Annotated in this window: 15 protein-coding genes; 11 read left to right on the forward strand and 4 right to left on the reverse strand. The window is 62.6% G+C overall.

Annotation, left to right across the window (positions count from 1 at the left end):
• Positions 1-2: 2 nt before the first annotated feature.
• The 4 genes from AWB70_RS34575 (at position 3) to nadC (ending at position 4,916) form a co-directional block, all read left to right on the forward strand.
• Positions 3-1,367: a mechanosensitive ion channel family protein gene (locus tag AWB70_RS34575; RefSeq protein ID WP_053567552.1), complete on the forward strand. Its 1,365-nt coding sequence runs from the start codon at positions 3-5 to the stop codon at positions 1,365-1,367.
• Between the two features lie 239 nt (positions 1,368-1,606).
• Entirely contained in the window at positions 1,607-2,803 is a 1,197-nt protein-coding gene (locus AWB70_RS34580; RefSeq protein ID WP_014190622.1) for a DesA family fatty acid desaturase, read from the forward strand.
• A 125-nt stretch (positions 2,804-2,928) separates the two neighbouring features.
• Positions 2,929-4,056 carry a quinolinate synthase NadA gene (nadA, locus tag AWB70_RS34585; RefSeq protein ID WP_053567553.1) on the forward strand — a complete coding sequence of 376 codons (1,128 nt, stop codon included), beginning with the start codon at positions 2,929-2,931 and terminating at the stop codon, positions 4,054-4,056.
• Positions 4,056-4,916, forward strand: a complete 861-nt coding sequence (gene nadC, locus AWB70_RS34590; protein WP_053567554.1) for a carboxylating nicotinate-nucleotide diphosphorylase — start codon at positions 4,056-4,058, stop codon at positions 4,914-4,916. The genes nadA and nadC overlap by 1 nt, the downstream gene beginning before the upstream one ends.
• Here nadC and nadB read toward each other — a convergent pair.
• From nadB to radC, 4 genes are all read right to left on the reverse strand, one after another.
• A complete protein-coding gene (gene nadB / locus AWB70_RS34595; RefSeq protein ID WP_014190625.1) occupies positions 4,913-6,511 on the reverse strand; it encodes an L-aspartate oxidase in 1,599 nt (532 codons plus the stop codon). The genes nadC and nadB overlap by 4 nt on opposite strands.
• Before the next feature lie 206 nt (positions 6,512-6,717).
• The gene (gene rpmG / locus AWB70_RS34600; RefSeq protein ID WP_014190626.1) at positions 6,718-6,885 is read right to left on the reverse strand and encodes a 50S ribosomal protein L33; all 168 of its coding nucleotides are present in this window, start codon (positions 6,883-6,885) and stop codon (positions 6,718-6,720) included.
• Between the two features lie 11 nt (positions 6,886-6,896).
• Positions 6,897-7,130, reverse strand: a complete 234-nt coding sequence (gene rpmB / locus AWB70_RS34605) for a 50S ribosomal protein L28 (protein WP_008351171.1) — start codon at positions 7,128-7,130, stop codon at positions 6,897-6,899.
• 235 nt (positions 7,131-7,365) lie between these two features.
• Positions 7,366-8,112, reverse strand: a complete 747-nt coding sequence (gene radC / locus AWB70_RS34610) for a RadC family protein (RefSeq protein WP_053567555.1) — start codon at positions 8,110-8,112, stop codon at positions 7,366-7,368.
• Positions 8,113-8,316: 204 nt separating this feature from the next.
• On the opposite strand from radC, the gene AWB70_RS34615 reads away from it, so the two are divergent.
• From AWB70_RS34615 to AWB70_RS34645, 7 genes are all read left to right on the forward strand, one after another.
• Complete coding sequence (locus AWB70_RS34615; RefSeq protein WP_014190628.1) at positions 8,317-8,772, forward strand: FKBP-type peptidyl-prolyl cis-trans isomerase; 456 nt, start codon at positions 8,317-8,319, stop codon at positions 8,770-8,772.
• Between the two features lie 2 nt (positions 8,773-8,774).
• Positions 8,775-9,737: a 4-hydroxy-3-methylbut-2-enyl diphosphate reductase gene (gene ispH / locus AWB70_RS34620; RefSeq protein WP_053567556.1), complete on the forward strand. Its 963-nt coding sequence runs from the start codon at positions 8,775-8,777 to the stop codon at positions 9,735-9,737.
• A gap of 429 nt (positions 9,738-10,166) precedes the next feature.
• On the forward strand, positions 10,167-11,390 hold the full coding sequence (locus AWB70_RS34625; RefSeq protein WP_014190630.1) for a branched-chain amino acid ABC transporter substrate-binding protein: 1,224 nt from the start codon (positions 10,167-10,169) through the stop codon (positions 11,388-11,390).
• A gap of 217 nt (positions 11,391-11,607) precedes the next feature.
• Entirely contained in the window at positions 11,608-12,558 is a 951-nt protein-coding gene (locus AWB70_RS34630; RefSeq protein WP_014190631.1) for a branched-chain amino acid ABC transporter permease, read from the forward strand.
• Positions 12,559-12,581: 23 nt separating this feature from the next.
• Positions 12,582-13,751, forward strand: a complete 1,170-nt coding sequence (locus tag AWB70_RS34635; protein ID WP_014190632.1) for an ABC transporter permease subunit — start codon at positions 12,582-12,584, stop codon at positions 13,749-13,751.
• Positions 13,752-13,767: 16 nt separating this feature from the next.
• The gene (locus AWB70_RS34640) at positions 13,768-14,544 is read left to right on the forward strand and encodes an ABC transporter ATP-binding protein (RefSeq protein WP_014190633.1); all 777 of its coding nucleotides are present in this window, start codon (positions 13,768-13,770) and stop codon (positions 14,542-14,544) included.
• A complete protein-coding gene (locus AWB70_RS34645) occupies positions 14,545-15,267 on the forward strand; it encodes an ABC transporter ATP-binding protein (protein WP_014190634.1) in 723 nt (240 codons plus the stop codon).
• Positions 15,268-15,391: the final 124 nt, after the last annotated feature.

Here is a 15,391-nt window from a genome sequence, read left to right on the forward strand (position 1 = left end):
CGATGCAAAACCGCTTCCTGACCGAGCTGTCCGCGCGGCTTTTCCGCGATTTCGGCGAGCCGGAAGTGCTCTGGCAGGTCGCGGCGCTGATCGGCCTGCTCGCGGTGGCGTGGTGGTGCGCGCGTCTGCTTCGCAAAAAGCTGGATGCGCGCCGTCAATCGCGTTTCGAAGCCGTGCGCTTTGGCGCGGAAAGTCTCAACAAGGCGCTGTTTCCGCTGCTGGGTGCGGTGTTCGTGTCGATCGCGCAGGTCGTGCTGGCGCCGTTCATTCACACGTCGTTTCTGCGTCTCGCGCTGGTGCCGCTGTGCGGCATCGCCGTGATCTACACGATGCTTTACGTCGCGCGGCGCGTGTTCAGCCGCGGTCAGGCCGAGCACGAAGGCAACGCGCTGCTGTATCTGTTCGAAAAACTCGTGACGGTGATCGTCTGGGTCGCGATGGCGCTCACCGTCATGGGCATCCAGGACGATGTCGTTCACTGGATGGCGAGCGTGCGCTTCAATTTCGCGAACGCGCACATGACGCTGCTTTCGCTCGCCTCGGGCGTGCTGTGGGTGTGCGTGACGCTGATCGTCGCGATGTGGGCGGGCGCGCTGCTCGACGACCGCCTGATGCGGGCCCGCACGCTCGACGCGAACCTGAAAGTGGTGCTCGCGCGTGTCGGACGGGCGCTGATGATCCTCGCGGCCATTCTGGTGAGCCTGTCGATCGTCGGCATCGACATCACGGTGCTCGGCGTCTTTGGCGGCGCGCTCGGCGTCGGGCTCGGCTTCGGCTTGCAGAAGATCGCGAGCAACTACGTGTCGGGCTTCATCATCCTGCTGGATCGCTCGTTGCGGCTCGGCGACATGATCAACGTCGCGGGCAGCCAGGGCACCGTCACGCAGATCCGCACCCGTTACACGGTCGTGCGCGGGCTCGACGGCATCGAAACGCTGATTCCGAACGAAAAACTCATCACCGACGTGGTGCAAAACCATTCGTCGTTCCTCACGCGCGGCAACGCCAAAATCGCCGTGCAGGTGAGTTACCGGTGCGACGTGGAGCGGGCGATGCAATTGCTCGTCGACGCGACGCAGGGCGTCGAAAGGGTGTTGCAGGACCCGGCGCCCGCGGCGCTGCTCGCGAGCTTCGGTGCGGACGGTATCAATCTGGAGTTGAGTTTCTGGATCGAGGACGCCGCGAAAGGCACGGGCGGCGTTAAGTCGCATGTCAACCGGGCGGTCTGGCGGCTATTCTCGGAGAACGGCATCGAGATTCCGTACGCGCAGCGGGAGATAAGGATTATCGATGGCGTGGCCCGGGCAGGCGGCGAATCGGTACTAAATGCCGAAAATCGCGAGTCAGGACCGGCTCCTGCGGCTTGATTTCGGCCGGCTGGACCAAACTTACGATCTGGCCGATGAATCAACCTCAATTCGGGGCGTAGGTTTTTCCTCGTTTTGCTACGATTCAAAAAATTTCACCTTTAGGACAAAGACTTGGAACGCATGCAGTAGAATGCGATCGAACTTGCGCGCGTTCCTTTCATGCGCACAACACGTTGTCCGCGGTCGGTGCGACCGGCCATTTTTCCCGAATTTCACAGCTATACAGGTAAAACGCCTTGCTGAATTCTTCGCTCGAATTTCTCGCCAACGGATTGCTCGACTTTTCCTGGTGGCAGATTCTGCTGTTCACGCTCGCGATGACGCACGTCACCATCGCCGGCGTCACCATCTATCTTCACCGCTGCCAGGCGCACCGCGCGCTGGACCTGCATCCTGTCGCGGCGCACTTCTTCCGCTTCTGGCTGTGGATGACCACCGGCATGCTGACCGGCCAGTGGGCGGCCATCCATCGCAAGCATCACGCGAAGTGCGAGACCGAGGAAGACCCGCACAGCCCGCAGACGCGCGGCATCTGGAAAGTGCTGCTCGAAGGCGCGGAGCTCTATCGCACCGAAGCGAAAAACGAAGAAACGATGCGCAAGTTCAGTCACGGCACGCCGAACGACTGGATGGAGCGCAACGTGTACACGCGTTATCCGATTCTCGGCATCAGCGTCATGATGGTGATCGACGTTGCGCTGTTCGGCATCGTCGGCCTGTCGGTGTGGGCTGTGCAGATGATCTGGATTCCCTTCTGGGCGGCGGGCGTCGTCAACGGCCTCGCGCACTTCTGGGGTTATCGCAACTTCAATTCGGCGGATGCCTCGACGAACATCTTCCCGCTCGGCATTCTGATCGGCGGCGAGGAACTGCATAACAATCACCACACGTTCGCGACCTCGGCGAAGCTGTCGAGCAAGTGGTACGAGTTCGATATCGGCTGGATGTATATCCGCATGATGTCGATGGTCGGTCTCGCGAAGGTCAAGAAAGTCGCACCGACGCCGAAGCTCGCCGCGAGCAAGGCGGTGGTCGATCAGGACACGCTGCAGGCCGTGCTCGCGAATCGCTATGAAGTCATGGCGCGTTACGGCAAGGCGCTCAAGCATGCCTACGCGCAGGAACTGTCCAAGCTGAAGGAAGCCGGCGCGCGCGAGAAGTACCAACTGATGCGCGGCGCGCGCACGTGGTTCCACAAGGAAGAAGACGGCCTGAACGAGCCGCAACTCAAGCAACTGCCGGAGCTGACGTCGGACAATCAGAAGCTGCGCACGTTTATCGAGCTGCGCAAGGATTTGTCGGCGATGTGGGATCGTTCGAACGCATCGCGCGAGCAACTCGTCACGCAATTGCAGGACTGGTGCCATCGCGCGGAAGAGAGCGGCATCAAAGCGTTGCAGGATTTCGCGCTGCGTCTGCGCCGCTACGCCTGACGCGCGATATCCGTTAAAATTTAAGGACGTCACAAGACCCCGCTCTGGCGGGGTCTTTGTTTTTGGGCGACGGATTTTCGCGTTTCGCATTCGTATTGCTTGAGCAGCGAGCAGGGGACAGGGACATGGAAGCGATCAGAAGCGTCGAGTATGACCGGCCGCAAGGCCTGACGTGCGGAGTGGGCGAGGCGTGGGCGCGCGTGCCAGACGCGCCGTCGCCGGAGCAGAAGCGCGAGTTGAAGGAGCGCATCCGCGCACTGCTGCGGCGGGAAGAGGCGGTCCTCGTCGCGCACTATTACGTCGATGCCGAACTTCAGGAACTCGCCGATGAAACCGGCGGTTGCGTTGCCGATTCGCTCGAAATGGCGCGCTTTGGCCGCGATCACGCGGCGAAAACGCTGGTCGTCGCGGGCGTGCGTTTCATGGGCGAGACGGCCAAGATTCTGAGCCCGGACAAGCGGGTGCTGATGCCCGATCTCGACGCGACCTGTTCGCTCGACCTGGGCTGCCCCGCCGACGAGTTCGCCGCCTTCTGCGATGCGCATCCGGATCGCACGGTGGTCGTGTATGCGAACACGAGCGCGGCGGTGAAGGCACGCGCAGACTGGATGGTGACGTCGTCGATCGGACTGGAGATCGTCGCCGACCTCCATGCGCGCGGCGAGAAAATTCTATGGGCGCCGGACCGGCATCTGGGCAACTACATCCAGAAGAAGACCGGCGCGGACATGCTGCTGTGGCAGGGCACGTGTCTCGTCCACGACGAATTCAAGGGCATCGAGCTCGATCTGCTGCGAAACGAATATCCCGACGCGAAGATTCTCGTGCATCCGGAATCGCCGGAAGGCGTCGTCGCGCTCGCGGATGTGGTCGGCTCGACCACGCAACTTATCGACGCCGCCGTGAAGCTCGACGCGAAGCGCTTCATCGTCGCGACGGATCTCGGCATTCTGCACAAGATGCGGCTGGCTGCGCCCGGCAAGACGTTCATCGAAGCGCCGACCGCCGGCAACAGCGCGACCTGCAAGAGCTGCGCGCACTGCCCGTGGATGGCCATGAACGGCCTCGCCAATCTCGCCGAGGTGCTCGAACGCGGCCACAACGAAATTCACGTCGATCCGGCCATCGGGCTGCGCGCGCGCCTGCCGATCGACCGCATGCTCGACTTCGCCTCGCGTCACAAGAAGCGTGTGCAGGCGAGCGGCGACCTGGCGAAAGATACGTCGCTGTTCACGAACGTGGGGGCCGCGTAATGTCGATATTCGAAGAAGTGCGCGCCCAGTACGGCGAAGCGTTCGACGCCGCGCTCGTGCGCAATGTCGAGGACGCGCTGGAAGAAGATGTCGGCAGCGGCGATGTCACCGGCCGTCTCGTACCCGCCGATGTGCGCACGGCGCGCATCATCGTGCGCGAAGAGGCCGTGCTGTGCGGCGTGCCGTGGTTCGAGGAGGTCATGCGCCGCGTCGATCCCGCGATCGAAACCGAATGGCAATACCGCGAAGGCGAGCGCATGGCGGCGAATACGCCGGTCGTGCTGCTGCACGGTCCCGCGCGCTCGCTGCTGACCGCCGAGCGCAACGGCCTTAATTTCCTGCAATTGCTTTCGGGCGTCGCGACCGCGACACGCCGCTATGTCGATGCGATCGAAGGCACGCGCGCGCGCATCCTCGATACGCGCAAGACGCTGCCGGGCCTGCGGCTCGCGCAGAAGTACGCGGTGCGCGTCGGCGGCGGCGCGAACCAGCGGCTCGCGCTCTACGACGGCATGCTGATCAAGGAAAACCATATCGCGGCGGCGGGCGGCGTGGCGGCGGCGATGCACGCGGCGCTCGCGCTGAACTCCGGCGTGCCGATCCAGATCGAAGTGGAAACGCTCGAGCAGCTCGAAACGGCGCTCGGCTCACGCGCCGAATCGATCCTGCTCGACAACTTCACGCTCGACATGATGCGTGACGCCGTGCGCATCACGGCGCAACGCGCGTTGCTCGAAGTCTCGGGCGGCGTGAACTTCGACACGGTGCGGGCCATCGCGGAAACGGGCGTGGACCGCATTTCCATCGGCGCGCTCACGAAGGACGTGCGCGCGACCGATTTCTCGATGCGCCTGCTTTAAACGGCGCGGCGGCGCGCGGCCGGCGGCATGAGCACCGTCGGCAGCGCCTTCGGCAGCGTTTCGGGCCAGTCGCGGCTGTAGTGCAGGCCGCGGCTCTCGCGTCGCGAACACGCGCTTTCGACGATCAGCGACGCCACATCCACGAGGTTGCGCAATTCCAGCAAATCGCGGCTCACCTTGAAATTCGCGTAGTACTCGTGGATTTCGTCGCGCAGGAGGGCGAGGCGATGCTGCGCGCGCGCAAGGCGCTTGTCCGTGCGCACGATGCCCACGTAATTCCACATCAGACGCCGCAACTCGTCCCAGTTGTGCGCAACGACCACTTCTTCGTCCGGATCGGACACGCGGCTTTCGTCCCAATCGGGCAATTCGGCGTGACAGCCGTTCGAGTACCCGTCCGCTTCGATCGCCTGCGCCGCCGCTCGGCCGACCACGAGGCATTCGAGCAGCGAATTGCTCGCGAGCCGGTTCGCGCCGTGCAATCCCGTGTACGACGTTTCGCCGACCGCGTACAGGCCCGGCCGGTCCGTGCGTCCTGCGAGATCCGTGACCACGCCGCCGCACGTGTAGTGCGCGGCGGGCACGACCGGAATCGGCTCTTTCGCGATATCGATGCCGAATTCGCGGCAGCGCGCGAGGATCGTCGGAAAATGCTCTTCGAGGAACGCGCGCGGCTGGTGGCTGATGTCGAGATACACGCAGTCGATGCCGCGCTTCTTGATCTCGAAGTCGATCGCGCGCGCGACGATATCGCGCGGCGCGAGTTCGGCGCGTTCGTCGTGCGCGGGCATGAAGCGCGTGCCGTCCGGCAGACGCAAAATGCCGCCTTCGCCGCGCACGGCTTCCGAGATGAGAAACGACTTCGCGTACGGGTGAAACAGGCACGTCGGATGGAACTGGATGAACTCCATGTTCGCGACGCGGCAGCCCGCGCGCCACGCCATCGCGATGCCGTCGCCGGTCGCGGTGTCGGGATTCGTCGTGTAGAGATAGACCTTGCCCGCGCCGCCCGTGGCGAGCACCGTGTGCGGCGCCTGAATCGTCACCGTGCGGCCCGTGCTCAGATCCAGCGCGTACAGCCCGTGGCAGCGATGGCCCGGCAGTCCGAGACGGTCGGACGTGATCACGTCGATCGCGACGTGATCTTCGAGAATGGTGATGTTCGGATGGTTGCGCACGCGCTCGGAAAGCGTCGTGACCACGGCGTGGCCGGTGGCGTCGGCCGCGTGAATGATGCGGCGATGGCTGTGACCGCCTTCGCGCGTCAGGTGGAAACCGAGTTCGGCGGCGGCGTCGCGCGTGAAGGGTACGCCTTCCTCGATCAGCCATTCGATCGCCGCGCGCCCGTTCTCGACGATGAAGCGCGTCGCCGCCTCGTCGCACAGGCCGCCGCCCGCAATGAGCGTGTCGCCGACGTGGTTGTCGACGCTATCGGCCGAATCCAGCACGGCCGCGATGCCGCCTTGCGCCCAGTCGCTCGCACCGACGTTCGCCGCCCGCTTCGCGAGAATGGCGACACGCCGCGTCTGAGCCAGATTCAGCGCGACGCTCAAGCCCGCGAGCCCGCTCCCCACGATCGCTACATCGAAATTCATGCTGCCGGTTCTCCGTCCGTGTTCTCGTCGATAGCCGGCAAGCATACCCCGCATGAACATTGAGTGACAGCGAAAACCCCCGCACGAGCGTGTGAAAAGGGGGTTAAAAGCGGGGGAGAAAGCTTGCCCGGAAAAACAAAAAGCCCCGCGATTGCGGGGCTTCTCGTGTCTTCGCCTTGTTACAGGCAGGCTCTCAAAATCAAGATTTACTTGATCTTGGTTTCCTTGTAGTCAACATGCTTGCGTGCGACCGGATCAAATTTCTTGATCAGCATCTTTTCCGGCATGTTGCGCTTGTTCTTGGTCGTCGTGTAGAAGTGACCCGTGCCTGCGGTCGACTCCAGCTTGATCTTGTCGCGTGCGCCCTTGGCCATGTGCGTGCTCCTTAGATTTCACCGCGTGCGCGCAGGTCTGCGAGCACGGCGTCAATACCGTTCTTGTCGATCAGGCGCAGACCGGCGTTCGAGACGCGCAGACGGACCCAGCGATTTTCGCTTTCAACGAAGAAACGGCGGTTCTGCAGGTTCGGCAGGAAACGACGCTTGGTCTTGTTGTTTGCGTGGGAAACGTTGTTGCCCGACATCGGGCCTTTCCCAGTTACTTGGCATACGCGTGCCATGAGGACACTCCTAATACACGATTAAGTCCGAGTCGAACGCTCGAGTGAAGGACATGCCTTCGTTCGATGCCTCGTTTCGCCCAATTTGCCGATCGGGGACTTGGCAGCACGGTTATGCCAATGAGGACTGCGCCCAGTTTCGCCGGTTCGTTACTCCGGCACTCAGAACAGGGGGTGAGAAAAGCAAACGAGAAGTGTAGCAGAAAAAATGCTGCAATATCAAACCATTTATGCTTCACAGCCACCCGTGCCGCGCGAACGAGAACACTTCGTTCGCCGCCACGACGACGTGATCGAGCAGTTGCACGTCGATGAGCGTGAGCGCCCCCTGCAACGTCTTCGTGAGACTGCGGTCGTTCGCGCTCGGCGTGACCCCGCCCGACGGGTGATTATGCGCCACGATGAGCCCCGCGGCGTTGAGCGAGATCGCGCGCCGCACGATCTCGCGCGGATACACCGCCACGCGCGTGAGCGAGCCGCGCGCGGATTCCTCGGCGTGCAGCAGCTTGTGCCGCGCGTCCAGATACAGGCAGACGAACACCTCGTAAGGCCGCGTGCCGATCAGAAGCCGCAAATAGTCCTCGACGGCGCCCGGCGAGTTCAGCAATTCGCGATCGCGCGCCTTCTCCGCGAGGGCGCGCCGGCACAGCTCGGACACCGCCAGCAGGGTCGCGGCGCGCGCCGGGCCGATGCCGCGCTGCTCGCGCAAATCCAGCGCCGTCGCGTCCAGAACGCCGCGCAGCGAGCCGAACCGGCGCATGAGCTGGCGCGCGACATCGACGGCCGATACGCCCGCAACGCCGGTGCGCAGGAACAAAGCGAAGAGTTCGGCGTCCGAGAGGGATGCCGGGCCGGTATCCAGCAGCCGCTCGCGCGGTCGGTCGGCGCGCGCCCATTCGCGGATCGGCGTATGAGGCGCGTCCTCGGCATGGCCCGATCCGGGCGCGTCAAACGGCTTCACGAGCCGCAGGTCGGCGCTCATCGCGGCGCTCCGGGACGTTCTGTCGCGCGGGTCAGCGCACGCAGGACATGGCCGCGAGACGCGTGCTGCCACAACTGTGTCTTACAATAGCGGTTTCGGCGCCCGGTTTGCACCGGCGCCGCGCGGTTCGCCGCCTCGCGTCGCGAAGCCGCCTCGAGCGGAGCCTGCGCCCCGCCTTCAAACGAACGGCCACATCCAATACTCATGAGCATCATCGATATCTCCGAGGTGAAACCCGGTTCGCACGTCACGCTTCATTACCGGCTCGCACTGGCCGATGGTGCTGACATCGTCAACACGTTCACCGACAAGCCCGCGACGCTCCTGCTCGGCGCAGGCCAGCTCGCGGAGCCCCTGGAAGAGATTCTGCTGGGACTGAAGGTCGGCCACCATTCGACCTTTCAGCTAACGCCGGATCAGGCTTTCGGCCCGCGTAACCCGGAGCTGGTCCAGTGGGTGTCGCTTGCGACGCTGCGCGAAAACAGCATGATCGGCGAGGATTTTTCTCCCGGCGATCTCGTCGAATTCAACGCGCCGAACGGCGGCCGCTACGCGGGCGTACTGAAAGAAGTCGGGGAAACCGCTGCCTTGTTCGATTTCAATCACCCGCTCGCGGGCCAGGCGCTCGTCTTCGAAGTGAAAATCATCGGAATTCTGTAACCATGATTGAAAGCCTCAACGAAGTTCAGACCGACGTCGAAATCCTGCTCGCGCAGCCGCGCGGGTTTTGTGCAGGCGTCGACCGCGCGATCGAAATCGTCGAGCGTGCGATCAAGCTGTTTGGCGCGCCCATCTACGTTCGCCACGAGATCGTCCATAACGCGTATGTCGTTGCGGATCTGCGCGAGAAGGGCGCCATCTTCATCGAAGAGCTGTCCGACGTGCCCGAAGGCGCCACGCTGATCTTCAGCGCGCACGGCGTCTCGAAGGCGGTGCGCGGCGAAGCCGAGGCGCGCGGCCTGCGCGTGTTCGACGCGACGTGTCCGCTCGTGACCAAGGTGCATATCGAAGTCGCGAAGATGCGCCAGGAAGGCTTCGATATCGTGATGATCGGCCACAAGGGGCATCCCGAGGTCGAAGGCACGATGGGTCAGTCGGGCGAGGGCATGCATCTCGTCGAGGATATCGAGGACGTGCTCAAGCTCGATCTGCCCGACCCGCAGCGCATTGCGTACGTCACGCAGACCACGCTTTCGGTCGACGACGCCTCCGCGATCATCGGCGCGCTCAAGAACAAGTATCCGGACATCAAGGAGCCGAAGAAGCAGGACATCTGCTACGCGACGCAGAACCGCCAGGACGCGGTGAAGTTTCTCGCGCCGCAGTGCGATGTCGTGATCGTCGTCGGCAGCCCGAACAGCTCGAATTCGAGCCGTCTGCGCGAAGTGGCCGAGAAGCGCGGCATTCCCGCCTATATGGTGGATTCGCCGACGCAGATCGATCCGAAGTGGGTCGAGGGCAAGAAGCGCATCGGGGTGACGGCGGGCGCGTCGGCGCCGGAAGTGCTGGCGCAGGCGGTCATCGCGCGGCTGCGCGAGCTCGGCGTGCGCAACGTGCGCTCGCTGGAAGGCATCGAGGAGACGATCTCGTTTCCGCTGCCGCGCGGTCTCTCTCTGCCGCAGTGAATGAGATCGTTGCTTCGAAAAAAGCGCCTCCGGGCGCTTTTTTTTCGTCCATCATCGATAGAAAGCAAAGAGAAAGGAACCCTTCCGCGCAAGACGAAACCAATGCGTGAGCACCATTAACGAGCGTGCGCCGAAATAGGCGTTTTGGTCTAAAACACTTAAGGGTTTGCCCGTAATTCCGATAAGCAAACGTAACCGTTAAATTGCCCCGATTGAACCCGCGCTCGTTATGGTGCAACTACTGCACAAAATCGGATCGCAACCTGGTTGCGCCTGAGCGGGAAAATCGCCGGAAAATGGCGGTTGCAATGCTGGAAAACCCCGCCACGCAAGAATATTGCTCGTCTCATATTTAGCGTTACAATGCGCGCGTCTTGAGGCCAGAAGGGTTCACGACGACTGTTTTTAGAGGCGCAGGAGACCTATTTGATGCGATTCAAGTTTGCTCACGCCGTGTCCATCGCGGCTGCGGTTGCAATGGTGACCGCATGCGGCAAGAAGGACGAAAGCGGGGCGAATACGGCGGCATCGGCGGCGAGTTCCGCAGCTTCTGCTGCGTCCGCGCCGGCGCCTGCGCCTGCGAGTGAGGCAACAGTCGTGAAAATCGGTCATGTCGCGCCTCTGACGGGGCTGCAGGCACACCTTGGCAAGGACAATGAAAACGGCGCCCGTCTGGCACTGGAAGAGATCAGCGCGCAGGGTTTGACGATCGACGGGCGCTCCATCCGCCTCGAACTCGACAGTCAGGACGATGCGGCCGATCCGCGTGTCGGCACGGAAGCCGCGCAAAAGCTCGTGGACGATCACGTGGTCGCGGTCATCGGCCATCTGAATTCGGGCGTGTCGATTCCGGCGTCGAAGATTTACAGCGATGCGGGCATCGCGCAGATTTCGCCCTCGACGACGAATCCGGAGTACACGAAGCAAGGCTACAAGACGACGTTTCGCGTCGTCGCAACCGACGCGCTGCAGGGCCCCGTGCTGGCCGGCTACGCGATGAAGACACTGCATGCGAAGAAAGTCGTCGTGGTCGACGATGCGACCGCTTACGGCCGTGGGCTGGCCGACGAATTCGCGAAGTCGGCTCAGGCTGGCGGCGTGAAAATCGCCGCGCGCGAGCAGACGACCGAGAAGGCCCGCAATTTCAAGGCGATCCTGACCAAGATCAAGCGCATCCAGCCGGATGTCGTGATGTACGGCGGCATGGACGTGACGGGCGGCCCGTTCGCGAAAGAGGCGGCGGCGCTCGGCATCAAGTCGAAGATTCTCGCCGGCGACGGCGTCTGCACCGAGAAGCTCGCCGAGCTCGCGGGCGACGCGGTGCAGAACATCGTCTGCTCGGAGGCGGGACTCGCGCTTTCGAAGATGGACAAGGGCGCGGACTTCGAGAAGAAATACGAAGCGCGTTTTCACGCGCCGGTGCAGATTTACGCGCCGTTCACGTATGACGCGATGTACGTGATCGTCGATGCAATGAAGCGCGCCAATTCGATCGAAGCGCCCAAAGTGCTCGCTGCGATCGCCACGACGGACTACAACGGTCTGACGGGGCGCATCGCATTCGACGACAAGGGCGATTTGAAGGCGGGCACCATTACGCTTTACGACTTCAAGGACAAGAAGAAGGACGTCCTGGACGTCGTCAGGCAGTAAGCAGCAGCAGGATGGCGGCGCTCAACCGACGGCGCCGTTTTCGTATCCGTCCGGGAAACGCCCGCAGCCTCATCCGGCAGCGAGCGGACGATCGGACGATTAACCCTTACCGGTTTTTCCAAAAGTACGCGCAGTGCCGTTTCAGATTTCGCTTCACACCGGTTTATCGGCCGGTGATAAAAGCGTTATCCGAACGCACGGGGCTAAGGAGCTTTAGATGGATATTTTCATCCAGCAGATCATCAACGGTCTGGTGCTTGGCAGCGTCTACGCCATCATCGCACTCGGCTATACGATGGTGTACGGCATTCTCGGCATCATCAACTTCGCGCATGGCGACGTGCTGATGGTCGGCGCGATGGTCGCGCTGTCCGCGATCGGCGTCATGCAGAACCACGCGCCGGGCTTGCCCGGACCAATCATGCTGACGATCGCGCTGATCGTTGCCGCGATCGTCTGCGCGCTGGTCGGCTACACGATCGAAAAAGTGGCGTACCGGCCGCTGCGCAAGGCGCCGCGTCTCGCTCCGCTGATCACCGCGATCGGCGTGTCCATTCTTCTGCAGACCATCGCGATGATGATCTGGGGCCGCAATCCGCTGGCCTTCCCGCAGCTTCTGCCGACCGATCCGATCAACGTGATCGCCGCCGATGAAACCCGTCCGGGCGCCGTGATTTCGATGACCGAGATCGTGATCATCGTGGTTGCGTTCATCGTGATGGCCGGTCTGCTGCTCCTCGTGCACAAGACCAAGCTCGGCCGCGCGATGCGCGCCATCGCCGAGAACCCGGCCAATGCCTCGCTGATGGGCGTGAACCCGAACTTCGTGATTTCCGCGACCTTCATGATCGGCTCGGCGCTCGCAGCGCTCGCCGGCGTCATGATCGCGTCGGAATACGGCAACGCCCACTTCTACATGGGCTTCATTCCGGGCCTGAAAGCGTTCACGGCGGCGGTGCTCGGCGGTATCGGCAACTTAGGCGGCGCAATGGTCGGCGGCGTGTTGCTGGGTCTCATCGAACAGTTGGGCGCCGGGTATATCGGCAACCTGACGGGCGGCGTCTTCGGTTCCAACTACCAGGACGTGTTCGCCTTCATCGTGCTGATCATCGTGCTCGTGTTCCGTCCGTCGGGTCTGCTCGGCGAACGTGTCGCGGACCGCGCTTAAAGATTGTCTGAGGAGCCAGAAAAATGACTTCGATTCAACCGATTGAGCCGTCCACGACGCTCATCCCCGAGAAGAACATGACGAAAACGCTCGTCGTGGGCATTCTCACCGCCGTGTTCGTCATTGCCGCGCCGATGGTCATCGGCGCCGCGGGCGGCAACTACTGGGTCCGCGTGCTCGACTTCGCGATGCTCTACGTGATGCTCGCGCTCGGCCTGAACGTGGTGGTCGGCTTCGCCGGCCTGCTGGACTTGGGCTACATCGCGTTTTACGCGGTGGGCGCCTATACGGCGGCGCTGCTCTCGTCGCCGCAGCTTTCGACGCAATTCGAATGGATCGCGGCGCTCGCGCCGACCGGACTCCATTTCCCGTTCTTCATCATCGTGCCGATCGCGATGGCGCTCGCGGCAACCTTCGGCGTGCTGCTCGGCGCACCGACGCTGCGTCTGCGCGGCGACTATCTCGCGATCGTGACACTGGGCTTCGGGGAAATCGTCCGGATTTTCATGAACAACCTCGATCGTCCGATCAACATCACGAACGGCCCGAAGGGCATTACGGGCATCTCTCCGGTGCACATCGGCGACTTCAGCCTCGCACAGACGCACGAGTTTCTCGGCTTCAAGTTCCCGTCGGTGTACCTGTATTACTACCTGTTCGTGCTGTGCGCGCTGTTCGTGATCTGGGTGTGTACGCGTCTGCAGCATTCGCGCATCGGCCGCGCATGGGCCGCTATTCGCGAAGACGAAATCGCCGCGAAGGCGATGGGCATCAACACCCGTAACGTGAAACTGCTCGCGTTCGCGATGGGCGCGTCGTTCGGCGGTTTGTCCGGCGCGATGTTCGGCGCGTTCCAGGGCTTCGTGTCGCCGGAATCGTTCACGTTCTGGGAATCGATCGTCGTGCTGGCGTGCGTGGTGCTGGGCGGCATGGGCCATATTCCGGGCGTGATTCTCGGCGCGGTGCTGCTCGCCGTGTTCCCCGAATTCCTGCGCACGACGATGGGCCCGTTGCAACACGCCATCTTCGGTCATCAGATCGTGGATACGGAAGTCATCCGCCAGTTGCTGTACGGCCTGGCGATGGTGCTGATCATGCTGTATCGCTCGGAAGGCCTGTGGCCCGCCGCGAAACACGAAGACAAAATCGCGAAGATCGCGAAGCGCGGCAATAAAAAGCCGGTGCGCGCATAAGCGGGGGATCCAGAAAATGAGCCAAAAGCAAACGCGACTTTCCGTCAAGGGCGTCAATAAGCGCTTCGGCGGCTTGCAGGCATTGTCCGATGTCGGCCTCGAAATCGAGGAAGGCACGATTTACGGCCTGATTGGCCCGAACGGCGCGGGCAAGACGACGTTCTTCAACGTGATCACGGGCCTCTACACGCCGGATTCCGGCGAATTCCGTCTCGACGGCACGGCCTACACGCCGACCGCCGTGTATCAGGTGGCGAAGGCGGGCATTGCGCGCACGTTCCAGAACATTCGCCTGTTCGGCGGCATGACCGCGCTCGAAAACGTGATGGTCGGCCGTCATGTGCGCACGAAACATGGTCTGCTGGGCGCGGTTTTCCAGACGCCGGCGGAACGCCGTGAAGAGCGCGAGATCAAGGAACGCGCGCTCGAACTGCTCGAATATGTCGGCGTGCTGCAATACGCGGATTACACGTCGCGCAATCTGTCGTACGGTCACCAGCGCCGTCTGGAGATCGCGCGCGCCCTCGCCACTGATCCGAAGCTGCTCGCGCTCGACGAACCGGCGGCCGGCATGAACGCCACGGAGAAGGTCGAACTGACGCGTCTGCTCGACAAGATCCGCTCGGACGGCAAGACGATTCTCTTGATCGAACACGACGTGAAACTCGTGATGGGATTGTGCAACCGCATGACGGTGCTCGATTACGGCAAGGTGATCGCCGAGGGACTTCCGCAGGACGTGCAGAAGGACCCGAAGGTGATCGAGGCATATCTGGGTGCGGGGGTGCACTAAATGGCGACCATGAATGCGATGTTGAAAGTCAAAGGTCTGCAGGTGAATTACGGCGGCATCCAGGCGGTGAAGGGTGTCGATCTGGAAGTCGGGCAGGGCGAACTCGTCACGCTGATCGGCGCGAACGGCGCGGGCAAGACCACGACGATGAAGGCGATCACGGGTCTGAAGCCGTACTCGGGCGGCGATATCGAGTACATGGGCCAGTCGATCAAGGGCGTGCCGACGCACGAGCTGCTGAAGCGCGGCCTCGCGATGGTGCCGGAAGGCCGCGGCATCTTCGCGCGCATGTCGATTCTCGAAAACATGCAGATGGGCGCGTATCTGCGCAACGACACCGACGGCATCCAGAAGGACACCGAGCGCATGTTCGGCTTCTTTCCGCGTCTGAAGGAGCGTGCGTCGCAGTATGCGGGCACGCTCTCGGGCGGCGAGCAGCAGATGCTGGCGATGGCGCGCGCACTGCTGTCGCGTCCGAAGCTGCTCTTGCTCGATGAACCGTCGATGGGTCTCTCGCCGATCATGGTCGAGAAGATCTTCGAAGTCGTGCGCGAGATCTCGAAGGAAGGGCTGACGGTGCTGCTCGTGGAGCAGAACGCGCGTCTCGCGTTGCAGGCGGCGAATCGCGGCTACGTGATGGATTCGGGCACGGTCACGATGTCCGGCGACGCGAAGATCATGCTGGACGATCCGAAGGTCCGCGCGGCGTATCTGGGCGAATAAGTCTTCTGGCAGTTCAAAAAAAGCCGACCGTCGTGAGACGGTCGGCTTCAGACTGCTGACCAACCCCACGTTTTCTCAACGTGGGGTTTTCTTTTTCACCCGAAGGCGATTTGAGCGCTCACCG

This window comes from Caballeronia cordobensis, from assembly GCF_001544575.2.
GTDB classification, from domain to species: domain Bacteria; phylum Pseudomonadota; class Gammaproteobacteria; order Burkholderiales; family Burkholderiaceae; genus Caballeronia; species Caballeronia cordobensis.